Origin of the sequence: Rhizobium sp. NZLR1b (assembly GCF_019685155.1) — a bacterium.
GTDB lineage: Bacteria > Pseudomonadota > Alphaproteobacteria > Rhizobiales > Rhizobiaceae > Rhizobium.
The window spans coordinates 266,629-290,921 of sequence record NZ_JABDWC010000001.1; the positions used below are offsets into that span (position 1 = coordinate 266,629).

Sequence of the window (24,293 nt, forward strand, 5' to 3'; positions counted from 1 at the left end):
GAACTCCTGTCTCGATGCTACAAACGGGCCTTGCATTGACGATTTGACTTGAAGAGAGCATAAATGACTCTGAAGTCAATTACGAGAACTGATCGTTCATCGCCATCCGCAAAGGAACAAGCTATGACCACTCCTGTTTTCGCCATACCTGAATCTACCCCGTTTGAAGACCTGCTTTCCCTGAAAGGCCGCCGTGCCATTATCACGGGTGGAACGCGCGGGATTGGCGAAGCCATCGTGCTGAGGCTCGCCCAGGCGGGTGCCGAAGTCGTCGTAACGGCGCGAGGCCAGGAAGCCCTCACCAAGATCGAGGAAAAGGTGTCGGCCTTCGGCGGGCGTGCCATCGGTTTGCAGGCCGACGCCAGCAAAATGGAAGACGCGAAGCGTGTGATCGATTTTACGGTCAGCAAGCTCGGCGGCGTCGATATTCTGGTCAACAACGCCGCCGTCTTCCCACCGCGCCTTTCGGTCGAAATGACTGAGGAGATTTGGGATCAGACCGTCGATACTGATCTGAAGGGTCCGTTCTTTCTCTCCAAGTTGGCGGCACTCGAAATGATCCAGGCCGGTCATGGCGGACGCATCATCAATGTGCTCTCGACAGAGATATTCAAACCCACCGGCTTCCTCGCCCCCTACGGCGCGGCGAAATCCGGACTGATGGCAGTAACGCAATCGATGGCGGTGGAACTCGGGCCACACGGTATTCAGGTCAACGCGGTCATTCCGGGTGCAACGATGACCGCCGAGCGGATTGCCATGATGCAGAATAGCGCGACCAAGGCACCGTTTTCGGATGCGCCGACCGACGCTCCGCTGACGCTCGCCAAGCAACAGGAATTGCTGCAGAAGGGCGGCTTGGCCGAGCATTTGGGCAACATGCCGCTCGGCCGAACCGGGTATCCTGACGACCTTGCCAAGGCCGTACTGTTCATGGCGTCTGATCTGGCGAGCTATGTGAACGGAACCTCTCTGACCGTCGATGGAGCGCAAACTCTTCGATGAAACCAAGGGTTCTCGGAGAGCATAACTGGTGGAGCTTCTCTGCGAACGCTTGGACACTGGTTCATGATGGCCTTCTTTATATGTGTTGTTCCGCCCGATAGTTCCACGGCAGAAGTTCTTCGATGTGCCTCTGCCTGTGACCCTCTACGATGGCAGTGAGCGTAGCGCTCAGATATGTGAATGGATCGACATCATTGAGCTTGCACGTCTCGACCAGCGAGGCGATGGTCGCCCAGTTCTCCGCCCCAGCGTCATGGCCAGCAAACAGAGCGTTCTTGCGGTTTAGCGCTATCGGTCGGATCGTTCTTTCGACGCTGTTGTTGTCGATCTCGACGCGGCCGTCGGTCAGGAACACGCACAGGCCATCCCAGTATTTGGCGATGTAGGCGAGCGCCTCGCCAAGCGGCGACTTGCCAGCGACACGGGCACGATGTTGGCTCAGCCAGGTCCGCATGTTAGCGATCAACAGCGCTGACCGTGTCTGCCTTCCAGTCAGACGTGCGTCGGGGTTGAGACCGCGCAGCTCGGCTTCGATGCGATAGAGTTCGCCGATCCGCTTCACGCCTTCCTCGGCAATAGGCGCTGGGCCAGTGCGGGTGATCTCGACCAACTTCCGCCGAGCGTGCGCCCAACAGTAGGCCAGCCGGATGTCGGGACCAACACGGTCCGGCGCGATCAGCCGATTATATCCGGCGTAGCCACCCACTTGAAGGATGCCCGTGAACCCATGCAATATCCGTTCGGCATGCTGCCCACCGCGACCGGGAGCATAGGTGAAGGCTACTGCAGGTGGAGCACCGCCGCACCATGGTCGGCCGTCACGAGCCAGCGCCCAGAAGTATCCGGTCTTTGTTTTGCGGGAGCCTGGATCGAGCACCGGTGCACGGGTCTCGTCCATGAACAGCTTCGTCGAACGCTTCAAATCGGCGATCAGAGCATCGAAAACCGGACGAAGTTCGAATGCCGCCCGGCCGACCCAATCGGCGAGTGTCGAACGGTCAAGATCGAGACCCTGGCGGCCCATGATCTGGGCCTGCCGGTAGAGCGGCAGATGGTCGGCATATTTGGAGACCAGCACATGCGCGATGGTTGCTTCGGTCGGCAATCCGGCGTGGATCAGTCTAGCGGGCGCAGGAGCTTGGGCAACACCGTCGGTGCAGGTGCGACAGGCATATTTGGGGCGGCGGGTGACGATGACACGGAACTGCGCAGGGATGACATCCAGCCGTTCGGACACGTCCTCCCCGATGCAATGCAGGCCGCCGCCACAGGTGCAGATCAAGCCCTCCGGTTCGATGGTCTCTTCGACACGAGGAAGGTGTGCGGGAAGAGAGCCACGATTGGCGGCGCGAGGTTTGGGGCTTGGTTTGCCCGAGGGGCTATCGGATTCATCTTCGGCATGGATGGCCGCTATGGCTGTTTCCAGGTCTTCCAATGCGAGATCGAATTGCTCGGGATCGGCCTTCTCGGACCTGCGGCCGAAGGCAGCCTGCTTGAAAGCGGCGACCAGCTTCTCCAGTCGCTCGATCCGGTCATCCTTGCGAACTTCACGCGCCTGAGCCGCGATCAGCATCGCCTTCAGGGCAGCGACATTGTCAGGAAGATCGGCGGCGTCCAACATGGTCGAAGTCTATCAAAGCCAGCTTCACTTCGCCGTTGGAATTTGCCGCCCGAGTCATCGTGACGCACCTATTCGATGGCTTCCGGCGCTCTCGATTCCACAGAACGGACCCGACGCCAGTCGAGCCCGGCAAACAGCGCCTCGAACTGAGCATGCCCCAAGGTCATCAGACCGTCCCGGATATCTGGCCAGGTGAAGGTGTGTTCTTCGAGCCGCTTGTAAGCCATCACCAGACCGGTGCCATCCCAGTAGATCAGCTTCAACCGGTCGGCCTTGCGTGACCGGAATATGAAGACTGCTCCTGTGAATGGGTCCTTATGCAGCTCGTTCTTTACCAGCGCCGCCAGCCCATCGTGGCCTTTACGGAAGTCGACAGGCTTGGTCGCCACCATGATCCGAACCCGGTTCGATGGAAAGATCATGCCGGAACCGCGCATGCACGCGCGACAGCGGCGATCCGGGCGGCAGACGCGCCTTCTTCCAGACGGATCGTGACACCGCCAACGATGACCTCGGGGCGACTGGCTCTTTTGATCGGCGGCTCCGAAGCGGGCGGATCGATGATCACCGCTGCGAACTCTACCGCATCCTCCGGTGCAGGTAGTACAAGCTTTCCCTGCCGCGCCATCGTTCGCCAAGTCGAGAGGTGGTTCGGCTTCAGGCCGTGACGCTCTGCGACCTCATCGACCATCGCGCCGGGCCGAAGGCTCTCCGAAACGATCTGCGCCTTCACCTCGTCCGGCCAGTGCCGGTGAACCTCACGTCCAGACTTCCTGGTCGTGAGAACCTCCAATGTAGTCTCCATGGAGAAACTCCCGTTGCTCGTCCATGGATAGGCGATCACAGATCAGGGCGGCGATGACAATGTGGGAGCAGAACACCGGTTACTGTTCACGAAGTAACGTCAACTCCGGTCGATAGGAAACCTCCAAAGACGGTCGCGCAGCGATAGCCGAGGTCGGTACGAGGTTCAGGGTCTCAACGGATTTCGGCGTGAATTTCTCTACAGGCGAAACGAGGCCATTCGCCGGCAGAACTAATCCGCCATCGATTGGTAGAGCCAGTCGGAGAGCGTCTCGGCCGCCACCCGTGCGCCGGCGCCGGGAAGCAATGCGTCATCGGTCAATTCGACACCGAAATACGATGTGGACGGATCCGTTATCACCGGCCGCTCGTCTTCGTTCGCGGCCAGATAGATCCGTGCGACGTCATCGATACCGAACTGTTCCGGGCCGCCGATTTCGACGATACCGCCCAAAGGCGTTGCGAGGGTCAATTCGGCCAGAAAGGCGGCGACCTCCGAGGCTGCGACCGGCCTCATCAAGGCTGGCGGCAATCGAAAGACGTCGCCTTGCGCACCGATGTCGATCAATCCGTTTATGAACTCGTAAAACTGGGTGGAGCGGAGGATCGTATGAGGGCGATTTGAAGCCCGGATGAGATTTTCCTGCACCATTTTCGCGCGAAAATAGTCGCTTTCCACGAGCCGGGGCGCGCCGACGACGGAGAGGGCGAGATAATGCCCGACGCCTGCCTCGGAGGCGGCGGCAAGCAAATTCTTCGTCGACGCCCTGAAGAAATCCAGTGCCGCACTGTCGCCGAATGATGCGGCGTTGGTCACGTCCACGACGGCGTCGGCTCCCGCTATAGCCGCGTCAAGGCCTTTACCGGTCACCGTATCGACGCCAAACGACAAGGACGCGTCCGTAACCTCGTGGCCCAACCGGCGCAGGCCTTCACTGAGCCGCGTTCCGATGAGACCGCTTGCTCCCACCACGGTGATTTTCATGTCTGCATCCTCACGATCGATTGGATCGACAATGACCGGAAGGCCAAAACCCTTCCATCATGCGTGTGGCTCGGCGCCTTAGCCGTAGGTACAATGGAGTAGACCGAAGGTTTAGGATGACCCACCGGAACGGGAGCGGTCTCCCGCTTGCTCCTTCGCGCCGACGATCCGGACCCGGTGCAACACTACCCCTCCGCGCAATGTATGGATTTCCATGAGTTGCGACGGTGGTTTGACGGGATTACGGTTCGTAGCATGAGCTCGCCAGCCCCGACATCAAGAACGAGTGCTGCACCAAATGCTGATGATCCCCCGGCCTTGTCTGTCCGGCAGGAGCGGTGGATGACGAACGTCTGGTCGCACCGCCCCCGCGCCCTGTATCTCGGGCTCTTCATCGCCGCCTATGTGCTCGGCTGCGGCTTTGCCCAATCGCTCGCGATCGTGCCGGGAACGGGCATTTCCATCTGGCCTCCGGGCGGGCTTTTCATCGCAACGCTCATCCTCGCCCCCAGGCGCAGCTGGCCGTGGTGGATATTGGGGGGCTGCCTGGCCGAGCTGTTCAGCAATGCCCTCTGGTTCCACAGTCCGCTGCCGGCGGCCTTTCTGATGTATGTCGGCAACGCTCTTGAAGCAGTGGTCGCGGCATGGCTGGTCAATCGGACCTTGAAGCGGCCGGCTCAGTTGGAAACCTTGCAGGAGGTTCTCGCATTCATCGTCCTGGGCGCCGGAATTGCGCCAATCGTGAGCGCGACGGTGGGAAGCGCGACGCTCGCGTGGTTCGGCATCCAATCGCAGTCCTTCGTGACCGCCTGGCCTCTCTGGTGGATCGGTGATGCAACCGGCGTCCTGATCGTCGCGCCGCTGGCGCTCTCCGTCTTCCATAACTGGCGCGGCAAGACCCGGCTCTCGGCGGCGCAATGGGTGGAGGCTTGCGTCCTTGGGCTGATTTTTCTCGGTGTCGCCGCTCTTTCGCTCAGCGGCTACCTTCCCTTCGCCTACATCATCATGCCGCCCCTTCTTTGGGCCGCAGTCCGCTTCGAATTCAAGGGTGCGGCCATATCGCTCGCCCTCCTCGCCCTGATTACGGTCGTCTTCACGATAACCGGCGCCGGCCAATTTGTCGGCGATGCCGAGTCCCAGAAACACAAGCAGATCATGCTGCAGCTTTTCCTGGCGATCTCGGCATTTTCGGCGCTGATCGTCGCCGCCATATCCAGGCAACATCAGCTGGCCGTGCTCACGTTGCGCCAAAGCGTTGAGACGTTGCGCGAGCAGGAGCGGGAGCTCTCGCAGCTTGTCGACATGGTTCCGAGCCACGTCTGGCGTCTGACACCCCAGGGCGAACCGACCTTCTTCAACAGACGGATGATCGATTTCCTCGGTCTCGATGTCGCGGATTCGGACAGGCCCGGCATGAGCCGGCTGGAAGCGGTCATCGGGGCCATCATTCACCCCGATGATGCAACCGGCTTCGGGGAGGCGCTCAACCATTGCCTCGTGACCGGCGAAAACTTCGCCATGCGGTATCGGCTGCGTCGCGCCGACGGCATCTATCATTGGATGTCGAGCCGCGCCGAGCCGATGCGGGATCGGGCCGGCAGCATCGTCCAATGGTATGGCCTTTGCCACGACATCGACGATCAGGTCCGTGCCGAAGAGGCGGTGCGCCAGAGCGAGCGAGCGCTGCAGCAGATGATCGACGCGGTGCCGGTTCGCGTCTGGAGCGTGGAGCCGGCGAGCGGGTCGGTCTATTTCAACAAACGCTATCAGGACCATTTCCGCGCCGTCATCGCCAATTTCGACGCTCTCGGCGAGCCGCGCATCGAAGAACTGCTGCGGCAGCTGATTCATCCCGAAGACGCGCCCGACGTCCAGCGCACGCTGCAGAACTGTTTCGAAAGCGGCGGCGGTACCGCCATGCGGTTTCGCTGGCGCGAAAAAGACGACATCTACCGCTGGGCGGAATGCAGGGTGGAACCCCGGCGCGACGGCAACGGAACGGTCGTGCAGTGGTACGGCGTTTCTCTCGACGTCGACGAAGAGGTGCGCGCCCTGGAAGCATTGCGTGATCGCGAGCGCGAACTGTCGCAGCTTGTGGACATGGTCCCGGTTCACATTGGCCGCATGGCGCCCGACGGCAAACCGACCTTCTTCAGCAGGCGCACCCTGCAATCCATTGGAATAGATGACGTCGCTGCCTGGGACAGGCCTGATATCAGTCGATTGGCGGCCATCATCGGGGCGACCGTGCATCCAGAGGATGGACCTCGTATGAAAGAGGTGCTCGCTCACGCGCTTGCGACCGGCGAGCCTTACACAATCCGGTATCGCCGGCGCCGCGCCGACGGCGTATATCGCTGGATGCAAGGTCGCGCGGAGCCGTTGCGGGATCAGAATGGCGCGATCGTGCAATGGTACGCGGCTGCGATCGACATCGATGACGAGGTCAGCGCACAACAGGCCCTGCGTGAGCGGGAACGGGAGCTGTCACAGCTCGTCGACATCGTACCGAGCCTTCTCTGGCGCCTGAATGCCGAGGGGGAGCCGACCTTCTTCAACCAGCGGCTGATCAATTTTCTCGGTCCCGATATTGCAGACACAGGCAAGCCCGGTATGAACCGGCTGTCCGCCATCATCGAAGCCGCCATTCATCCCGACGATGCGGAGAGCCTTGCCGAGGCGCTAAGGCATTCCTTCGCCACCGGCGAGCGCTTCTCGAAACAATATCGCCTGCGGCGCGCTGATGGCGTCTACCGCTGGGTCAGAGGCAGCGCCGAACCGTTGAGGGACGAGAGCGGGCGGATCATTCAATGGTACGGCCTGACCCATGACATCGACGATCAACTTCGCATCGAGGAGGAGTTGCGTGAGAGGGAGCGGTCGCTCTGGCAGATCGTCGAAACGCTGCCGGCAATGATCGATTGCGCAGCGCCCGATGGGGAGCCGGTATACCGCAACCCTCAGCTGCGCGATTTTCTCGGATATAAGCTCGAAGAGCTGGACGGTACGGGAAAAACCCGGCTGGACGGCACGCTCGATGCCGGCGTTCATCCCGACGACGTGGCCGGGGTCAAAGAGAACTATGCCCATTCATTGCGCACCGGCGAGCCCTATGCGCGCCGGCATCGTCTGCGGCGCCACGATGGCGAATATCGCTGGGTCGAGACGCGTGCGGCACCGATGCGCAATGCCGAAGGCGTTATCGTCCAGTGGAACGTCATCTGCCTTGATATCGACAGTGAGGTTCGCACGGAAGAAGATCTGCGTCAGGCGCGAGAGGGCCTTGCGCGGGCAAGCCAGGTGGCGAGCCTTGCCGAGCTTTCGGCCTCCATCGCCCATGAGGTGAACCAGCCGCTCGCGGCCGTCGTCGCCAACTCGCATGCCTGCCAGCGCTGGCTGATGGCGGAACCGCCGAATATGGAGCGGGCACAGAGGACGGTCGAGCGCATCATCCGCGACGCCAACTCGGCCGCGGATGTCGTCAGCCGTATCCGCGCCCTGTTCAAGCAATCCGCAGACCGGAGGGTCTACACGACGCTCGCCGGCGTCGTCGACGAAGCCCGCAATCTCATGGCCGACGAAGCGGCACGGCGGAGCGTCAGGCTGAACGTGGACGTCGATGCAAACCTTCCGCTTATCGCCATCGATCGGGTCCAGATCCAGCAGGTCCTGATCAATCTCGTCCGCAACGGCATCGAGGCGATGGACACTGTCGCCGGCGACAAGGTGATCGGCATGCGCGTGCGCCATATGGGGAATGCCGTACAGACCGAAATCAGTGATCGCGGTCAGGGTATCGCGTTCCCCGAGAAGATGTTCGAGCCGTTCTTCACGACCAAGGAAAATGGCATGGGCATGGGTCTGGCGATCTGCCGCTCGATCGTCGAGCTGCACGGCGGACGATTGTGGGCAGAGAAGAACAATCCGCACGGAGCGACGTTGATCTTCACGTTGCCGATAGAAACGAAGGCGGCGTCATGACGGTCGATGACCATATCGTCTTCATCGTCGATGACGACGGACGTGTCCGGGAGGCGCTCAGCGAGCTCATGGACGCGCACGGCATGCGCGCCATCGCCTTCGAATCCGCCGGCGATTACGTGAGAGCGGACAAGTCGGATGTAGCCGCCTGCCTCATCCTCGATATCGAGCTGCCTGACATCAACGGCCTCGACCTGCAGAGACAGATCGCCGACGGGGATCATCCGCCGATCGTCTTCATTACCGGACATGGCGACATCCCCTCGTCCGTGCGTGCGATCAAAAGCGGCGCCGTGGATTTCCTGACCAAACCGTTCAGTGACGCGGATCTCCTGGCAGCAATCCATGCGGCGCTCGCCCAGGATCGGGTGAAGCGATCGGAACGTGCCGAACTCGATATGCTCAAACGACACTATCTCGACCTGACGCCGCGCGAGCGCGAGGTGCTGCCGCTCGTGGTCAGCGGTCTTCTCAATAAGCAGGCAGCAGCCGAATTGGGGATCAGCGAAGTTACGCTGCAGATCCATAGAAGAAATGTGATGCAGAAAATGGCGGCGGCGTCGCTCGCCGATCTCGTGCGGATCGCGGAGAAATTGGAAATACCGATTACCCACTCGCGCCGAGTGGGGGGGAATTGAACATGAACGAGACAAGACATGTTGTCGCAATTGTCGACGACGATCCAAGACTGCTTGAATCGATGGGCGACCTTCTGGAATCGGCGGGTTATGTGGCCCGCGGCTTCCCGTCGGCGGGCTCGCTGCTCGTCAGCGGGCTGTCGGACCTCGACCTGCTCATCACTGATATCGGAATGCCCGGCATCGACGGCTTCGAGCTTCGTGACCTGGTCAGAAAATCACGTCCCGAGTTGCCGGTGTTCCTGATCACGGGTCGCCACGAGATAGCCGATCAGGGCCGTGCTCAGGGCACGGGCGGGTTTTTCCGCAAGCCCTTTGATGCCCAGGCCCTGCTGTCGGCCATCGCCAACGCTTTACACCAATCGAGAGATGGAGGGTAACATGAGAGTTGACCAGCCGTTGCAGCGGAGATCGGCGCCGTTATCATTGCAGGGCAGATGTGAAGAGTTAGAGCCGCTCGTCATTATCGTCGATGACGACGCATCGGTTCGCGAGGCGCTGTCGGAGTTGATCCTGTCGGCGGGTTTTCAGTCGATTAGTTTTGCCTCGACCCGAGAATTGCTTGATGCCGATATAATGGAAAACCCCGGCTGCCTGATCCTCGATGTGCGCATGCCTGGAGCAAGCGGCCTTCACCTGCAGAGCCATCTGGCCGAAAACGGCATTTCCAAGCCGATCATTTTTCTGACCGGCCACGGAGACATCCCGATGACCGTTCAGGCAATGAAGGCGGGTGCTGTGGATTTTCTCACCAAGCCGGTGCGGGACCAGACGCTGCTCGACGCCATCACCGCGGCCATTGCGATGGATGCCGAGCGACGGGCCGAAGCCGCAATCGCCAAACGCAATGTCAAACGCCTGGAGACGCTGACGCAGCGCGAGCGCGAAGTTCTGCACGAAGTGGCGCGCGGACGCCTCAACAAGCAGATCGCCTTCGATCTCGGCATCAGCGAAGTGACGGTCAAGCTGCATCGCAGCAACGTCATGCACAAGATGGAGGCCGCCTCGATTGGCGAACTGATCCGGGCCTGGGAGACGCTGCCCGCGCAAATGCGGCAGACAGGCTCGCGTTAATTTTTTTGCCAGGCCCTTTCCAAAACGACGAGACCCGACCTCGCACATCAGCTGCCTGTCCATTTGATGCGCGCCGTATCCGATTCGCGTCGAAAAAGACGGCGCGGCGCCAGCAATGGGTTTCGCCTTGGCACCCATGCGTTATCTCTAAATTAAAGCTCAGGGATATGACCTCATGCCCGGCTTAGATTTCATAAAGGAGATCACGCCTGTACAATCGATCACCAGCCTCGCCCTCCCCTGAAGCCAACGCCTTCGACATCGAAGCAAACTTCTTGTCGGCCATGGGGAACGCCAAACGGCTTCACATTCTGCATCTGTTGACCGAGGGAGAAGTGTCCGTGACCGTCCTGGCTGATGAAGTGGGACTGAGCCAATCTTCGACTTCCCAGCATCTGGCAATTCTTCGAGAACAAGGACTCGTGCAGACGCGAAGGTCTGCCCAGACGATCTTTTATTCACTTCAATCCGGCACGGCCAGGACGATGCTCGATACGCTCGCCGACATCTTCGGATCGTGCCATCGCTCCCCGGTAGACAGCGCCCGAGCCGGGCACCTGACGAAATGACGAGCCCCGCTCTTGCCGCTCGTAATTGGTCTCCGATTCTGCTGAGGATGATCTTGCAGGCGTCAGGTCGGATGCATCGGTTTCTGATGGACGTTTGATGTACGCCTCCTAGACCACGGTGTGATTACGTCTCAATTGCGAATGGAGATAATCAACCACATCAGGAACGGAACGGTCAGCAGGAGGCGATGATGGACGTATATGAGGCAGTCACTAGCCGACGGTCGGTGCGCGGATTCAAAGACAAACCTGTGGCCAGGGAGATACTTGAGCGCGTGCTGTCCGCCGCGGCTTGGTCGCCGTCAGGATCGAACATCCAGCCGTGGAATACCTATGTGATGACCGGCGCGACGCTGGCCGAGCTCAAGACATCCGCCGTCGAGCGCGTGGCCCACGGCGACGCCTGGGATACGCGGCAGTACGAGATGTATCCGCCCGCGATGAAGTCCCCGTACGGGGAGCGCCGATCCGCCTTCGGCAAGGAGCGCTACAGCGCGCTCGGCATTGCGCGCGAGGACTGGGAGGCGCGCCAGCGGGCAGCAATCGCCAACTGGAACTGCTTTGGCGCGCCCGCCGCCCTGTTCTGCTACATCGACCGTGACCTGGGCCTACCCCAATGGGCCGACGTCGGCATGTATCTGCAGACCGTCATGCTGCTGCTGCGCGCCGAAGGACTGCACAGTTGCCCGCAGATGGCGTGGTCACAGGTTCGCGAGACGGTCGCGGAGGTCCTGTCACCCCCGGACGGGCTCATCCTCTTCTGCGGCATGTCGATCGGCTACGAGGACCCAGCGGCAAGTTCTGCCCATACGGGCCGCGCCCCGCTCGCCGAGACGGTCACTTTCGTCGGTGATTAGTGACGTGCGCTCGAAGGACAAGAGAGCCCTTTTATGATTCTTGCGCAAGACGTCCTTGTCATGCGTGATATTGGAGAACGCCATGACCACGCATAAAGTAGGCTATCTCATCGGCAGCCTCGCCAAGGGCTCGATCAATCGCAAGCTTGCCAAGGCGTTGGTGCGGTTCGCCCCGCCGGAACTTGAAATGTCGGAGATATCCTTCAAGGACCTGCCGCTCTACAGCTACGACTATGACGCCGACTATCCCCCGGCCGGCAAGGCATTCAAGGCGGCAATCGCGGCCGTCGACGCCGTGCTGTTCATCACGCCCGAATACAATCGATCCATACCTGGCGGGCTGAAAAACGCAATCGACTGGGCAAGCCGCCCCTACGGCACCAACTCGTTCACACGCAAGCCGTCAGCGGTTATCGGCACGTCACCTGGCGCGATAGGCACAGCCGTCGCCCAGCAGAATTTGCGCAGCGTGCTTAGTTTCTGCAACTCTCCCCAGATGAATGCCCCGGAAGCCTACATCCAGTTCACACCGGGGCTGATCACCGATGACGGCGAGGTCACGAACGACACCACCGCCGATTTCCTTCGCATTTTCATGCGGGACTTCCATGTCTTCATCGCAAGGGTTCGCTCGGTGCTGCCGAAAGACGCCTAGTGGGCACATAAAAGGAACTGGCCGCCCCATGCGGCAGCAGCCAGTTCCCGATTTTCGAGACGTCTCTAAGCGAAGGCGTAAGAACCGTCCGGCCGCTTCGGCACGCGCCGCTGCCAGTGGATATAGCCTTCCTCCTCCATCGCCTTCTCGTCCATCTCGACGCCCCAGCCGGGCCGATCCGGGCGCAGTTCGAGATAGCCGTCCTTCGGTAGATAGGGATCGACGACGTAACGGGTTTCGCCTTCCCGCTTCTCGATATCGTTGCCGCCATAGACGTAGGCCTGGCCCTTCGGCAGCCGGTATTCGAGGATACGAAAATTCTGCGCCGCAGCTGAAAAATGCACGTTGACCGCCGTTGCCAAGGGGCCCATCGGGTTGTGCGGCGCGACGCCGACAAAGAAGGCTTCGGCGAGCGTGGCAATGCGGCGCATTTCGCTGATGCCGCCGACGACGCAAATATCCGGCTGGATCAGATCGGCGCCCTTGACCTGCAGCAGCCGCAGGAACTCGTTCCTGTTGTAGAGCGACTCGCCGGTCGCCAACGTGCAGTTAAGGCCCTGCTTCAGATCGCCCCAGGCCTCGATGTTTTCTGGCCGTAGCGGCTCCTCGAAAAATAGCGGGTCGTAGGGGGCCAATGCATTGCCGAGCTGGCGAGCGGCGACCGGCTCGAAAATCTTCGCATGCGCGTCGAAGGCGATCTCGTATTCGTCGTTGACCGTTTCGCGAAGCGAGCGGAAATAATCCGCCGAGGCCTTCACGACATTGCCCCAGCGATTGGAGTGCATGTCGATCCGCCAGGGGCTGAGCTTGAAGGCGGTGAACCCCCATCCCTCCTTCAGGCGATCGAATTCGTCGCGGGCCGCCGGCGCATCGGGAGCGGTATAAACCCCGGCATAGACCTTGATGCGGTCGCGCACCTCGCCGCCGAGCAGCTTATAGACCGGGAGATTCGCCGCCTTGGCCGCAAGGTCCCACAGGCAATGATCGAGCGCGGAGATCGCGGCAAGGCCAAGCGCGCCCGGCGGGAACCGGCTCTGCTGGACCAGCAGATTGACCAGATACTCGACGCGAGTCGGATCCTGGCCGGACAAAAATCCGCAGAGATAATCGAGCAGCGGCGGAAGCGCCTTGTCCGGCCCGTGATTGTAGCATTCACCCCAGCCCGTAAGCCCGTCATCGGTATCGAGCGCGACGATCACGCGCGGACGGTCCTTGTCGCGGGTCATGAAAACCCGCATGCGGTCGATCTTCATCATTCTGTCCTTCTAGCGATTGAAATAATTGCGACGCGCCACGCGCGTCTGCACGTAGACGTGCTCGTTGTCGGTTCCGGGATTATAGACGCCCGCAGCTGCCGGCACCGAGACGTTGCCGGCACTGGGGAAACGCGCCACGAAGGCTTCGTCGATATCACAGCCAAGTCCTGGGCCATCGGGAACGGCGATCAAACCGTCGACCTGTTGCGGATGCGGCACGATCGTCCGGCGGCGGCCGTCCCAGTCATCGTCGAGGCGCTCGAGAATGAGAGCGTTCGGGATTGCCGCAAGCAGATGCAAGGCCGCATATTCCGCCACCGGCCCGAGCGAGCCGGAATGCGGCGCCATCTGAATATGATGGGCTTCGGCCATGGCGGCGATCTTCTTCATCTGGGTGATGCCGCCGGCCCGGCCGGTGTCCGGCTGGATCACGTCGACCAGTTCCTTCTCGATAAGCTCGCGCTCGCCGAAGATGGTCGCCGAGCGCTCGCCGGCCGCAAGCGGCACATAAGCTGCATCGCGGATACGCCGGTAGCCGTCGATATTCTCCGGCGCGATTGGATCTTCCACCCACATCAATTCATAGGGCTCGAGCGCCCGCACCAGCCGGCAGGCATCCGCAGGCGTCAGCCACGGCGGCCCATGCAGGTCGATGGCAATGTCCATGTCGTCGCCGACGGCATCGCGGAGCGCGGCGACCTTGCGAACGGGATCGGCGACCCCGCCGCACTTGATCGCCTTTATCCCGCGTTCCTTGAGCGCAAGTGCGCGCTCGGGCGTATTCGCATGCGAATAGATCGGTATCCGGTCGCGCACCTTGCCGCCGAGCAGCATCCAGACAGGCACGCCAAGCGCCTTGCCCTTGATGTCCCATAGGGCCATGTCGATGCCGGTCATCGCACCGCCTCCGACAGTTCCGAGCATACCATGGCCCATCATGGCGATATGCATCTTCTGCCACAGCCGTTCGATATGGGCCGGATCTTCGCCGATGAGGAGGGGTGCAAGATCATGGATCGCGGTCTCGACGACACGCGGCCAGCCCGAGCATTCACCGATGCCGGTGATACCCTCGTCGGTATCGACCTTCAAAAAGAGCCAGTTTCTGGTGCCGCCGAATTGCTTGGAGGCGCCGCCACCGGAACGCTGATCGGAAGCCCAGTTCGAGGGGTCTGGCTGGCCGACATGCATGAGAAAAGTCCGGATCCCGGTGATCTTCATCTCTGAGAACTTCCATTCCTGAGGTTGTCGGGCGCGACGTAGCGGAAACGCCTGGAATGATCGCGGTCACGCGGATCTGGACGGGGGATCGCTGATATCAGCGCCTGCGTGTAGGCGTGCTCGGGTGTACGGCAGACCTTCTCCGCCTCGCCGATTTCGACGAGTTGGCCTTTGTACATGACGCCGACACGGTCGCACATGTAGCGGATGACGCCGATATCATGGCTGATGAAGATATAGGCGAGGCCGAGTTCGTCCTGCAGGCGCATCAGGAGATCGAGCACCTGCGAGCGCACGGAGACATCGAGCGCCGAGGTTGCCTCATCCGCGACGATGACGCGCGGATTGAGCGTGATGGCCCGGGCAATGCCAATGCGCTGGCGCTGACCACCGGAGAATGCGTGCGGGTAGCGTTCGCGTGCTCTCGGATCGAGGCCAACTTGCTCCATCAGATGGCAAACCCGCTCTTCCAGCGCCCGCCCCTTGGCGACGCCGTTGACGAGCAGCGGCTCGCCGATGATCTGGGAGACGGTCATGCGTGGATTGAGGGAGCCGAAAGGATCCTGAAACACCATACGCAATTCGCGGCGCGCGGCGGCCAGTGTGGGACCTTTTGCCGTCGCCAGATCGATGATGTCGCCATCGGCGCGGCGATACAGGATTTCGCCGGCAGTCGGATCGAGCAGCCGCATGATCGAGCGGCCCATCGTCGTCTTGCCGGAGCCACTCTCGCCAACGATGCCGAGGGTCTCGCCCGGCAGCAGCGAAATGGAAACATCGTCCAGCGCCTTCACCTCTCCGAAATCCATCGAGACGTTGCGCAGTTCGAGGATCGGCGCTTGGGTTCTGTCGAGCGGCGCGCGCGCCAGGCGGATTTCCGCCTTCTGCTCCAGCTTCAGCACCGAGCCGATCAGCATGCGGGTATAGTCGTCTTGCGGCGCATGAAAGATCTGCTCGACCGGCGCATATTCCTTGGCGACGCCGTTATGCATCACCAGCACATCGTCGGCGATCTGCGCCACGACACCCATGTCATGCGTGATGAACAGAACGGCCATTCCATTGGCCTTTTGCAGGCGGGCGATAAGGTCGAGAATCTCGGCCTGCGTCGTCACGTCGAGAGCCGTGGTCGGCTCGTCGGCGATTAGGAGCTGAGGTTTACAGGCGAGTGCCATAGCAATCATCGCGCGCTGGCGCATCCCGCCGGAATATTGAAAGGCATACCGATCCAACGCCTTTTCCGGCGAGGGAATCTCGACCTGCTTGAGCAGCGATATGGCCTCAGTGCGCGCCTCTGCCTTGCTCATCCTGGTGTGGAGACGAAGCGCCTCGACGATCTGGTTGCCGACCGTGTGGATCGGCGACAGCGACGACATCGGCTCCTGGAAGATCATGGCGATGTCGCGGCCACGGATCGCCCGGATCTGACGCCCGCGCGGATTGAGGCTGGTCAGATCGGTCGAGCCGCCGTTTTGATCGTTCAAGATGATCGATCCGCCGGATATGCGGCCAGGCGCGTCGACGATCTGCAGGATCGAACGCGCTGTCACCGACTTGCCGGATCCGCTTTCGCCGACGACACAAAGCGTCTTGCCCGGTTCGATCGAGAAAGACAGGTCGCTGACGGCGCGAAAGATGCCGGTCCGCAGTGGAAATTCGACGGTCAGGTTTTTCACCTGGAGCAGCGGCCTGCCGGCGATGGGAACGATATCGGTCATGCCGGCCTCATTTGTTGTACGGATCGGCCGCATCGCGCAGGCCGTCGCCGAGAAGGTTAAGCGCCATCACGGCGACCACGACGGCGCAGCCCGGCATGAAGAGCCATGGCGCGGTGGCGATCGAGCGAATGTTCTGGGCCTCGCGCAAAAGCACGCCCCAGGAGATGGTCGGCGGCTGCAGCCCGAGCCCCAGGAAGGAGAGAGAGGTTTCGGCAAGGATCATCGCCGGCACCGCAAGCGTGATCGACGCAATGATGTGGCTGGCAAAGCTCGGCAGCATGTGGCGAAAGATGATGCGTCTTTCGCGAACGCCGTCGAGTCTCGCGGCGGCGACGAACTCCTCTGTTCGCAGCGACAGGAAGCGGCCGCGAACGACGCGGGCAAGCTGCGCCCAGCCGGTCAGCGACAGGATGATCGTGATCATCATATACTGCAGCGTCGCCGGCCAATCCTGTGGCAGGGCCGCGGCCATGGCGAGCCAGATCGGTATCGTCGGCAGCGACAGAACGAAATCGATCACGCGCTGCATAAAGAAATCGATGCGGCCGCCGTAATATCCCGAGATACCGCCGAGCACGATACCGAGCATGAGCGAGAAGAAGACGCCGACGAGGCCGATCGACAACGAGATCTGCGAGCCTTGCACCGTTCGGCTGAAAACATCGCGCCCAAGCCTGTCGGCGCCGAAGAGAAGCAGCGGCGTCGTCTTGTCGGGCGAGGCGATCAGGTGGATGTTTGACTTGAACAGACCGAATACGGAATATTCATAGCCGCGCCCGAAAAATTGGACGTCGACACGCTTTGTCGTGTCTTCCTTGAAGATGGCGGCCAGTGTTTCCGGATCGCGGGTCAGCTTCATCGGATAATAATGCGGGCCGAAGGAAAAGCCATTCTGCGTGTCGATCAGATGCAATCTCTGCGGTGGGTGAAAGGTCGCCCGCGCATTTTGCAGGTTCGGATCGTTGATGGCGAAGAAGCCGGGAACCAGGGCAACGATATACATCATCACGGTGACGACAAGCGCCACCATGGCCAGCCGGTGCCGGCGGAAAGCCCACCAGATCAACTGCCACTGCGATGCGACGGCGGCGCGATCCGGCTGAATATTTGTAACGGTGATGTCAGCCACGTTAGGCTCCTATTCCAACCGGATGCGGGGATCGACCAGCGCAAGCAGGATGTCGCTGATCAAAGAGCCTATCAGCGTCAGAGCGCAGATCAGCAGAACGAAGGCACCGGCCAGATACATGTCCTGGGCCATCAGCGCCTGCAGCAGCAAAGGTGCGGCCGTCGGCAGATTTAGGACGATGGCGACGACAACCGAGCCGGAAATGAGGTTGGGCAGCAGCCAGGCAATGGTCGAGATGAACGGATTGAGCGCGATCATCATTGGGTATTTCATCAGCAGCCGGAACTCTGAGAGACCTTTTGCCCTTGCCGTCGTCACGTAAGGCTTCGGCAGTTCATCGAGCATGTTGGCGCGCATGACACGGATGAGGCTCGCGGTCGATGAAACGGCAAGAATGATGACCGGAAGCCAGAGATGCGAGAAGAGATCGATCATCTTGGCGAAGCTCCAGGACGCGTTCTCGTATTCGGGCGAAAACAGCCCGCCGACATCCTGTCCGAATTCGACCGCCGCGACATACATCAGCACCAGCGCCAGCAGGAAGGACGGAACGGCCAGGCCGAAAAAGGTGAAGGCGGTGAAGAAATAGTCCCCGATCGAATATTTGCGCACAGCGGAATAGACGCCGATCGGCAGGGCGATCGCCCAAGTGGCGATCAATGTCGACAGGGCCAGAACAAGCGTCAGCGCCATGCGCTCCCAGATAAGGTCGGAGACGGGCTGCTGCCATTCGAAAGAAATGCCGAAATCGCCGCGCGAGAGGATGCCCCATATCCATTTGAAGTATTGGACGAGCATCGGATCGCCGAGGCCGAAGCGCTCGCGTAATTGTGCCGCCGTGTTCTGATCGACGATTTCGTTGGATGCCGCCAGTGTTGCGATATAGGTCGTGACATAGTCGCCCGGCGGCAGCTGGATCAGCACGAAAGCGAGAAAGCTGACGGCAAAAAGCGATGGAATCATCCATAGGAAGCGTTTGGCGATGAAGACCAGCATAGGGCGTCTCTTGCATTGAACGCCGCCCCGACTCCTTCGGCTGGACGGCCGAAAAGGCATTGGGGGACAGACTTGAAGGAAGACGCCGTGCCTGATGGCACGGCGCCGGAGATCCGAATCAGCTCGTGAAGGTGAATTGCTGTGGCAACGCAGGCCCCGGATTAGGCCAGGACCAGCTATCCGGCTGCTTCTCGGGAACGTTGCGCAGATTGTTGCGGATGATGCCGAACCCGCCGACCGCGAGGCAAAGCCCGACGGTCTCGAATTCCTCCGCGGCGATGTCGAAGATCTGCTTCATGACCGCACCGCGCTTGTCGAGATCGGCCGTCGAACGCGCTTCGTCAAAGAGCTTCATGCGCTTTTTCTGGCTTTCCGGCGGCTCTTCGCCGCGTGCACCGTTGGAGGTGTACCAAAGCGTCCACGGAATGGCGTAACGCGAACCCTGCGGATGGAAGGCGAAGAAATCGCGCGGATCGAGCATCGGATCGAGACCGCCGGGCCCCGGCCACACCTGCGCATCATGGGCATTGTCGTCGCCGCGGGTGTAATAAAGCGCCCGCTCGATGGTATTGACCTTCATGTCGATGCCGATCTGGGCCCAATGCGTCTTGACCAGTTCGAGCGCGTCGACCAGATCGGGATATAACGTCGGAATGACGTCGATCGAGAAGAACACCTTCTGGCCATCGGGCCGAAGGCGGAAGCCGTCGCCGCCCTTCTTGTAGCCGGCCTGATCGAGCATCGCGCCTGCCTTGTCGGCGTCAAATTCGGTGAACTGGCGCGCGTATTTCTCGTTATACCACGGATGGGTTGGACGCGGCCCCGCCTGGTAAGGCTCGCTCTGCCCGAAATAGACAATATCGATGAGCTCTGGGCGATTGATGCCGATCGACAAGGCCTGCCGAAACGACTTGTCCGCAAACATCTTGCGCATGGCAGGATCTTTGTGGGTGATATTGAAATAGATCTGGCATTGTTGCGAGGCCGAAGGCACCAGCGTCAGCAGTCGATAGTCGCCTTTTTCCATGTTCTTGGACAGCGTCGGCTTGTTGGCAAGCACGCTGATATGGCGCTCCTGGATGTCGATCTTTCCCGAAATGACGTTCAGCATCAGCGATTCGACGTCCTGCGAGATGCCGAAGTTGATCTCATCGATGTAGGGAAGCTGGTTGCCTTCGGTATCGACCTGCCAGAAATAGGGATTGCGGGTCATGACGACACGCGTCGCGCCGCCGGCATAAGGCTCTTTCACCACCCATGGATCGAGCGTCGGCTTGTCGACGTTGCCCCACCGCGACGGGATCTCGATGTCACCGCACCGGCTGCGGAACAGCTCCGTCCAGCTGGTGACGCCGGCCTTCTTCGCATCGGCCTCGATATTGGGATTATATTTCGGCAGGAACTGGCTGCAGTAATGCTTTGGAAAGAGCGTCGGATGCTGACCAAGCGGCGTGGCGAGGTTTTCCAGGTAAAGCGCGTTGGCCGCCGCAAAGGTGAACTTCACCGTATAGTCGTCGATTTTTTCGACGGTCACCGGCTTGCCGGCGACAGCAAGCTGCGCTGGTGTCGAGCTGTAGAGCTCGGTATTCTTGACGCAGTCTTCGATCGCAAAAACGACGTCATCGGCCGTAAAGGGATGACCGTCCGACCAGCGCACACCTTCGATGAGATGGAAGGTGAATTGCGTCGCGTCGTCGCTGACTTCCCAGCGCTCGGCAAGGTTCGGCTCCACAGCGGTAAACTCGAGGTTCCAGCGCACCAGGCTCTGGTTGCCGACCATGCGCAGAATGCCGTTATGGTCGGATGAACCGCGAAGGCCGCGGCGCAGAGAGCCGCCATAGGTGCCGATTTTTTCGAACGGCTTGACGACCATCGGCTTTTTCGGCAGGCGCTCGGCGAGCGGCGGCAGTTTTCCATCTTTCACAAGCTGTGCAAGTGCGGGTGCTTCACCGCCTGCGGCGGCGGAGACGCGACCAGCGACGGATAGCGCGGCGACACCGGCCATGCCGCCAAGCACGGCGCGGCGGGTAACGCCACGCGACAGTATTTCATTAGGCATCGAGTTCCTCCGTTTTTATGCCGGCGCAGCTTTTTAGACCGGCGGATGCGGCGGGCTCCCGACCCGCCGCCTGCGCCCTCCTCGGCGCTACGACCGAACCATAGACACGTTCCCAAATGATTACAAGAGTTGACAGATAATTACAAATTTTGTAGCGATGCAACATCAGAACTTGAATTGCCTGCCCGGAATACAAGGCTACAGCGAACTAAATACGGCGATCTGTTAGAAGCTGTGAGCTGCCATGGAGATATGATGCCGGCGACAGCAAGAGCCCACAGCGTTCAGAGAAAAGGACGATCATGACATTCGCGGTCGACGCCGTTTCGAACAGAGCCGCAACGCGGTTCAGCGACATCATCTACGAGAAAATCGTGGGGATGATCGCCGACGGCAACTTTCCGGTGAACGAACGATTGCCGTCGGAGACGAAGCTCGCTGCTGATTTCGGCGCATCGAGACCGGTCGTGCGCGAAGCGCTCGAACGCTTGAGAGCCGATGGTCTGGTCGTTTCACGCAAGGGCTCCGGCTCCTATGTCAGGCAGAGGCCGGATTCGTCGATGCTGAAAATGGTGCCGGTCGGATCGCTCGCGGATGTTCAGCGGTTTTTCGAATTCCGCGCCGGTCTCGAAGCCGAGGCGGCGGAGCTTGCCGCGCGAAACTGGCAGCCGGACGACAGGGAACGGATAACCGCAGCGCTTCTTTCGATCGAGCAATGCCTGCGCAACGGAGAGCTCGGCGCCGAGGAGGACCAGGCTCTGCATGATGCAATCGCCATGGCGACCGGCAACCAGTTCCACATCACCGTTCGCGAATGGTTCAGGCCGCATTTCGCCATCGGCCATTCGGTTACGCGAAGCTTGAGCCTGAAACGGACCCTGGAGCAGATCCGTAGCGTCCAGGATGAGCACGCGGTGATCGTGGAGGCGATCTTCGCACGGCAGGAAACCGAAGCTCACGATGCAATGAAGAAACACATATTGAATGCCCGCGCCCGCATGTTCCAGGGCGTTTGAGCGAGAATGGGAGGAAGAACGATGAAACGGATCGCTGTGACGGGTGCTGCCGGACGTGTAGGAACCCTGCTGCGCCCGCTCCTCCGCGGGCATGTCGAGCACGTCAGCCTGATCGACCTGCAGGAACCGGCTGAGCTCGGCGGAAACGAGACGTTCGTAAGGGTCGACCTTGCAAAGCTCGACGAGGCAACGGCTGCGCTGAAAGATATCGACGGCATCGTTCATCTGGCGGGCATCGCAAGCGGCATCGACATGAACGCCATTCTGCACGCCAATGTGCTCGGAACCTACAATCTTTACGAAGCGGCACGGATCAACAAGATCCCCAGGGTCGTCTATGCGTCGAGCAACCATGCGACCGGCTTCTATCCGCGTGACGAAGTCATATCGCCGCTCGATCCCATGCGCCCCGACAGCCCTTATGGACTTTCCAAATGCTGGGGCGAACTGGTGGCGGGGCTTTACTACGACACGTCGGGCATTCGCTCCCTTTCCATCCGTATCGGCAATGCCGGCACCTACCCCAACAGCGAGCGATCGGTTGCGATCTGGATCAGCGCGCGAGATCTGGCGCAGCTGGTGCGGATCGGGCTGTCCCACCCGCTGATCGCCGCGACAGTCATCTACGGCGTTTCCGATACCGACGAGAAATGGTGGGATAACGATCTGGCAACGAGGCTCGGTTACCAACCACAGGACCGGCCGCGCGATCACGCCCGCATCGAACAGGGATCTGAAGGGCCGGTAGCGCTTGCGTTCCAGGGTGGCGGGTTCTGCGAGATCAATCACGACGGCACCATCCGCATGCGTGACGCCGAAGGTTTGGCCAAGAGCCTGGAGGCGGCCGAATGACGGCGCCTCGGATCATCCGCCCAGAAATCCGTTCCGTCATCCAGCAGCCGCTGACGGTCGGTGAATCGCCGGTATGGGACGATGAGACCGGCACGCTGTGGCTGGTCGATATCCTGGCGCCAGCGGTTGTCCGGCTTTCGGCGTCAGGACAGATCGATCGTTTCGACATGCCGGCGGCGATCGGCAGTCTCGGGCTGTGCCGAGACAACAGGATCGTCGTGGGCCTTCAGACGGGCGTCCATCTCTTCGATCCCGTCTCGGGAAAAATCGAATTTCTGTGCGACCCGGTCGGGCGGGATATCAATGGCCGCCTCAACGACGGCAAGGTCGGCCCCGACGGCCATTTCTGGGTCGGCTCGATCAGCGAAGCCAAGCCGCAGGTGAATGACGCAGCACTTTTCCGCGTCGGGGCCGATGGCAGCACGCGGACCGTCGCAACGGGGTTGACGAGTTCCAATGGTCTCGCCTGGTCGCCGGACGGCCGGCGGATGTATCACTCCGACAGCCGCCAATGTTTCCTGCAGGCATTCGACTTCTATCCTGAGACGGGCAGTCTCGGTAAAGGACGTCGCCTTCGCAGCTTCACAGAAGATGAGGGGCGGCCGGACGGGGCGACGACCGATCGCGACGGGCTTTACTGGAGCGCCGGCGTCTCCGCCGGCCGGGTCAACCGGATATCGCGCGAAGGCGAAATCGTCGAGATTTACATTCTGCCGGTCGCAGCACCGACAATGCCGTGTTTCGGCGGACCCGATCTCAGCACGCTCTTCGTCACCAGCCTGTCGACGGACCGCACCGGACGGTTCGAGGCGGGAACGGTCATCGCCTTCGACGTGGATGCAGAGGGGCTGCCGCCCTTCCGCTTCGGCAACCAATCATCTTGAAAGCGAACGGGGAAGAGAAATGAGCATCGCGATCATGCGCAAGGCGCTTACCGGCGTGTCGGGCGTTCCCGTCACGGCCTATGACGGTAAAGGCAACGTCGAACCTGCGATCACGGCCAAGGTCTATGCGCGAGTGGCGGCAGCAGGCATCCACAACATCGTTGCTGCCGGCAACACCGGCGAGTTTTACGCCCTGACGCCGCAAGAGATCCGGATCGTCCACGAAGCAGCGGTTTCAGGCGTCAATGGCCGGGCGCCGGTGACGGCGGCCATCGGCCGCTCGCTGCGCGAGGCGATCGGTATGGCGAGGGATGCGGCTGCGATCGGCGCCTCCGCCGTCATGTCGCATCAGCCCGTCGATCCTTTCGCAGCACCATCGGCCCAGATCGGCTATTTCTGCGATCTTGCGGATGCTTCCACCCTGCCGCTCATCGCCTATGTCAGAGCCGAGGGTTTCGGGGTCGACGATATCGTCCGTCTCGCCAACCACGGCAATATTGCCGGCATCAAGTTTGCAACGACCGATCTGATGCTGCTGTCCAGAGCCATCCCCGCAGCCGATCCGGCCGGGGCGCTGTTCGTCTGCGGCCTGGCGGAAAGCTGGGCGCCGACATTTACCGCGGCCGGCGCGCGCGGCTTCACCTCGGGTCTCGTCAACGTTGCACCGCAGCTTTCGCTTGCCGTCCATGCTGCGCTCGAACAAGGCGATTTCGCCGCGGCACGGGCGATCGTCAACCGGCTCGAACCATTCGAGCGGATGCGGACCAAATTCCGCAACGGTGCGAACGTCACGGTCGTCAAAGAAGCCGTCACCTATTCCGGCCTCGATGTCGGTCCCGTGCGCGTGCCGGGATTGCCGCTGCTCGACCAAAATGATCGCGAGGAACTTCATCGGTTGCTTCGAGGCTGGGAGGCCGACGGCACCATTCAAATAGATCCGGACCGGCAGCAATCTGCCAAGGCGGCCGGCTGA

General features: G+C 61.0%; 22 protein-coding genes. 12 read left to right on the plus strand and 10 right to left on the minus strand.

Going from position 1 to position 24,293, the window contains the following annotated elements:
- Window positions 1–123 precede the first annotated feature (123 nt).
- Entirely contained in the window at window positions 124–1,005 is an 882-nt protein-coding gene (locus tag HJB84_RS01255) for an SDR family NAD(P)-dependent oxidoreductase (protein WP_221115044.1), read from the plus strand.
- A 76-nt stretch (window positions 1,006–1,081) separates the two neighbouring features.
- On the opposite strand, the gene tnpC is transcribed toward HJB84_RS01255, so the two are convergent.
- The 4 genes from tnpC to HJB84_RS01275 all read right to left on the minus strand — a co-directional run bounded on the left by tnpC (window position 1,082) and on the right by HJB84_RS01275 (window position 4,415).
- Entirely contained in the window at window positions 1,082–2,626 is a 1,545-nt protein-coding gene (gene tnpC / locus HJB84_RS01260) for an IS66 family transposase (RefSeq protein ID WP_221115045.1), read from the minus strand.
- A gap of 68 nt (window positions 2,627–2,694) precedes the next feature.
- On the minus strand, window positions 2,695–3,048 hold the full coding sequence (gene tnpB, locus HJB84_RS01265) for an IS66 family insertion sequence element accessory protein TnpB (protein WP_221115046.1): 354 nt from the start codon (window positions 3,046–3,048) through the stop codon (window positions 2,695–2,697).
- The gene (gene tnpA, locus HJB84_RS01270) at window positions 3,045–3,431 is read right to left on the minus strand and encodes an IS66-like element accessory protein TnpA (RefSeq protein ID WP_221115047.1); all 387 of its coding nucleotides are present in this window, start codon (window positions 3,429–3,431) and stop codon (window positions 3,045–3,047) included. Before tnpA ends, tnpB begins: the two co-directional genes overlap by 4 nt.
- A 231-nt stretch (window positions 3,432–3,662) precedes the next feature.
- On the minus strand, window positions 3,663–4,415 hold the full coding sequence (locus HJB84_RS01275; protein WP_221115048.1) for an SDR family oxidoreductase: 753 nt from the start codon (window positions 4,413–4,415) through the stop codon (window positions 3,663–3,665).
- 342 nt (window positions 4,416–4,757) lie between these two features.
- On the opposite strand from HJB84_RS01275, the gene HJB84_RS01280 reads away from it, so the two are divergent.
- The 7 genes from HJB84_RS01280 to HJB84_RS01310 all read left to right on the plus strand — a co-directional run bounded on the left by HJB84_RS01280 (window position 4,758) and on the right by HJB84_RS01310 (window position 12,189).
- The gene (locus HJB84_RS01280; RefSeq protein WP_221115049.1) at window positions 4,758–8,396 is read left to right on the plus strand and encodes a PAS domain-containing protein; all 3,639 of its coding nucleotides are present in this window, start codon (window positions 4,758–4,760) and stop codon (window positions 8,394–8,396) included.
- Window positions 8,393–9,034, plus strand: coding sequence for a response regulator transcription factor (locus tag HJB84_RS01285; RefSeq protein WP_221115050.1), 642 nt, complete (start codon window positions 8,393–8,395; stop codon window positions 9,032–9,034). The genes HJB84_RS01280 and HJB84_RS01285 overlap by 4 nt, the downstream gene beginning before the upstream one ends.
- Window positions 9,035–9,036: 2 nt before the next feature.
- The gene (locus HJB84_RS01290; protein ID WP_221115051.1) at window positions 9,037–9,414 is read left to right on the plus strand and encodes a response regulator transcription factor; all 378 of its coding nucleotides are present in this window, start codon (window positions 9,037–9,039) and stop codon (window positions 9,412–9,414) included.
- A 1-nt stretch (window position 9,415) separates the two neighbouring features.
- Window positions 9,416–10,108: a response regulator transcription factor gene (locus HJB84_RS01295; RefSeq protein ID WP_221115052.1), complete on the plus strand. Its 693-nt coding sequence runs from the start codon at window positions 9,416–9,418 to the stop codon at window positions 10,106–10,108.
- A gap of 209 nt (window positions 10,109–10,317) precedes the next feature.
- Window positions 10,318–10,677 (plus strand): helix-turn-helix transcriptional regulator, encoded by a 360-nt coding sequence (locus HJB84_RS01300; RefSeq protein WP_221115171.1) that lies wholly within the window; start codon window positions 10,318–10,320, stop codon window positions 10,675–10,677.
- Window positions 10,678–10,868: 191 nt separating this feature from the next.
- Entirely contained in the window at window positions 10,869–11,534 is a 666-nt protein-coding gene (locus HJB84_RS01305; RefSeq protein ID WP_221115053.1) for a nitroreductase, read from the plus strand.
- Between the two features lie 82 nt (window positions 11,535–11,616).
- Complete coding sequence (locus HJB84_RS01310; protein WP_221115054.1) at window positions 11,617–12,189, plus strand: NADPH-dependent FMN reductase; 573 nt, start codon at window positions 11,617–11,619, stop codon at window positions 12,187–12,189.
- Between the two features lie 65 nt (window positions 12,190–12,254).
- Here the strand turns inward: HJB84_RS01310 and HJB84_RS01315 are convergent, their stop codons facing one another.
- From HJB84_RS01315 to HJB84_RS01340, 6 genes are all read right to left on the minus strand, one after another.
- Window positions 12,255–13,442 carry a mandelate racemase/muconate lactonizing enzyme family protein gene (locus HJB84_RS01315; RefSeq protein ID WP_207585201.1) on the minus strand — a complete coding sequence of 396 codons (1,188 nt, stop codon included), beginning with the start codon at window positions 13,440–13,442 and terminating at the stop codon, window positions 12,255–12,257.
- Window positions 13,443–13,454: 12 nt separating this feature from the next.
- A complete protein-coding gene (locus HJB84_RS01320) occupies window positions 13,455–14,666 on the minus strand; it encodes a mandelate racemase/muconate lactonizing enzyme family protein (RefSeq protein ID WP_221115055.1) in 1,212 nt (403 codons plus the stop codon).
- Entirely contained in the window at window positions 14,663–16,384 is a 1,722-nt protein-coding gene (locus HJB84_RS01325) for an ABC transporter ATP-binding protein (RefSeq protein ID WP_221115056.1), read from the minus strand. Before HJB84_RS01325 ends, HJB84_RS01320 begins: the two co-directional genes overlap by 4 nt.
- A gap of 7 nt (window positions 16,385–16,391) precedes the next feature.
- Complete coding sequence (locus HJB84_RS01330; RefSeq protein ID WP_207584765.1) at window positions 16,392–17,513, minus strand: ABC transporter permease; 1,122 nt, start codon at window positions 17,511–17,513, stop codon at window positions 16,392–16,394.
- Window positions 17,514–17,522: 9 nt separating this feature from the next.
- Window positions 17,523–18,509 carry an ABC transporter permease gene (locus tag HJB84_RS01335; RefSeq protein ID WP_207584764.1) on the minus strand — a complete coding sequence of 329 codons (987 nt, stop codon included), beginning with the start codon at window positions 18,507–18,509 and terminating at the stop codon, window positions 17,523–17,525.
- A gap of 118 nt (window positions 18,510–18,627) precedes the next feature.
- Entirely contained in the window at window positions 18,628–20,568 is a 1,941-nt protein-coding gene (locus HJB84_RS01340; protein ID WP_207584763.1) for an ABC transporter substrate-binding protein, read from the minus strand.
- A gap of 302 nt (window positions 20,569–20,870) precedes the next feature.
- Between HJB84_RS01340 and HJB84_RS01345 the strand changes: the two genes are divergently transcribed.
- The 4 genes from HJB84_RS01345 to HJB84_RS01360 are packed head-to-tail and all read left to right on the plus strand — an operon-like array spanning window position 20,871 to window position 24,293.
- The gene (locus HJB84_RS01345) at window positions 20,871–21,584 is read left to right on the plus strand and encodes a FadR/GntR family transcriptional regulator (RefSeq protein ID WP_207584762.1); all 714 of its coding nucleotides are present in this window, start codon (window positions 20,871–20,873) and stop codon (window positions 21,582–21,584) included.
- A gap of 21 nt (window positions 21,585–21,605) precedes the next feature.
- Window positions 21,606–22,436: an NAD(P)-dependent oxidoreductase gene (locus HJB84_RS01350; RefSeq protein ID WP_207584761.1), complete on the plus strand. Its 831-nt coding sequence runs from the start codon at window positions 21,606–21,608 to the stop codon at window positions 22,434–22,436.
- A complete protein-coding gene (locus HJB84_RS01355; protein ID WP_207584760.1) occupies window positions 22,433–23,320 on the plus strand; it encodes an SMP-30/gluconolactonase/LRE family protein in 888 nt (295 codons plus the stop codon). The genes HJB84_RS01350 and HJB84_RS01355 overlap by 4 nt, the downstream gene beginning before the upstream one ends.
- A gap of 19 nt (window positions 23,321–23,339) precedes the next feature.
- On the plus strand, window positions 23,340–24,293 hold the full coding sequence (locus HJB84_RS01360; protein ID WP_221115057.1) for a dihydrodipicolinate synthase family protein: 954 nt from the start codon (window positions 23,340–23,342) through the stop codon (window positions 24,291–24,293).

Coding starts and splice junctions, on each gene's coding strand:
- HJB84_RS01275 (WP_221115048.1), bottom strand. CDS start 4,415: ATGAAAATCACCGTGGTGGGAGCAAGCGGTCTCATCGGAACGCGGCTC.
- HJB84_RS01340 (WP_207584763.1), bottom strand. CDS start 20,568: ATGCCTAATGAAATACTGTCGCGTGGCGTTACCCGCCGCGCCGTGCTT.
- HJB84_RS01355 (WP_207584760.1), top strand. CDS start 22,433: ATGACGGCGCCTCGGATCATCCGCCCAGAAATCCGTTCCGTCATCCAG.
- HJB84_RS01290 (WP_221115051.1), top strand. CDS start 9,037: ATGAACGAGACAAGACATGTTGTCGCAATTGTCGACGACGATCCAAGA.
- HJB84_RS01320 (WP_221115055.1), bottom strand. CDS start 14,666: ATGAAGATCACCGGGATCCGGACTTTTCTCATGCATGTCGGCCAGCCA.
- HJB84_RS01295 (WP_221115052.1), top strand. CDS start 9,416: ATGAGAGTTGACCAGCCGTTGCAGCGGAGATCGGCGCCGTTATCATTG.
- HJB84_RS01305 (WP_221115053.1), top strand. CDS start 10,869: ATGGACGTATATGAGGCAGTCACTAGCCGACGGTCGGTGCGCGGATTC.
- HJB84_RS01325 (WP_221115056.1), bottom strand. CDS start 16,384: ATGACCGATATCGTTCCCATCGCCGGCAGGCCGCTGCTCCAGGTGAAA.
- HJB84_RS01345 (WP_207584762.1), top strand. CDS start 20,871: ATGACATTCGCGGTCGACGCCGTTTCGAACAGAGCCGCAACGCGGTTC.
- HJB84_RS01255 (WP_221115044.1), top strand. CDS start 124: ATGACCACTCCTGTTTTCGCCATACCTGAATCTACCCCGTTTGAAGAC.
- HJB84_RS01285 (WP_221115050.1), top strand. CDS start 8,393: ATGACGGTCGATGACCATATCGTCTTCATCGTCGATGACGACGGACGT.
- HJB84_RS01360 (WP_221115057.1), top strand. CDS start 23,340: ATGAGCATCGCGATCATGCGCAAGGCGCTTACCGGCGTGTCGGGCGTT.
- HJB84_RS01280 (WP_221115049.1), top strand. CDS start 4,758: ATGACGAACGTCTGGTCGCACCGCCCCCGCGCCCTGTATCTCGGGCTC.
- HJB84_RS01335 (WP_207584764.1), bottom strand. CDS start 18,509: ATGCTGGTCTTCATCGCCAAACGCTTCCTATGGATGATTCCATCGCTT.
- tnpB (WP_221115046.1), bottom strand. CDS start 3,048: ATGATCTTTCCATCGAACCGGGTTCGGATCATGGTGGCGACCAAGCCT.
- tnpA (WP_221115047.1), bottom strand. CDS start 3,431: ATGGAGACTACATTGGAGGTTCTCACGACCAGGAAGTCTGGACGTGAG.
- HJB84_RS01350 (WP_207584761.1), top strand. CDS start 21,606: ATGAAACGGATCGCTGTGACGGGTGCTGCCGGACGTGTAGGAACCCTG.
- HJB84_RS01315 (WP_207585201.1), bottom strand. CDS start 13,442: ATGAAGATCGACCGCATGCGGGTTTTCATGACCCGCGACAAGGACCGT.
- tnpC (WP_221115045.1), bottom strand. CDS start 2,626: ATGTTGGACGCCGCCGATCTTCCTGACAATGTCGCTGCCCTGAAGGCG.
- HJB84_RS01310 (WP_221115054.1), top strand. CDS start 11,617: ATGACCACGCATAAAGTAGGCTATCTCATCGGCAGCCTCGCCAAGGGC.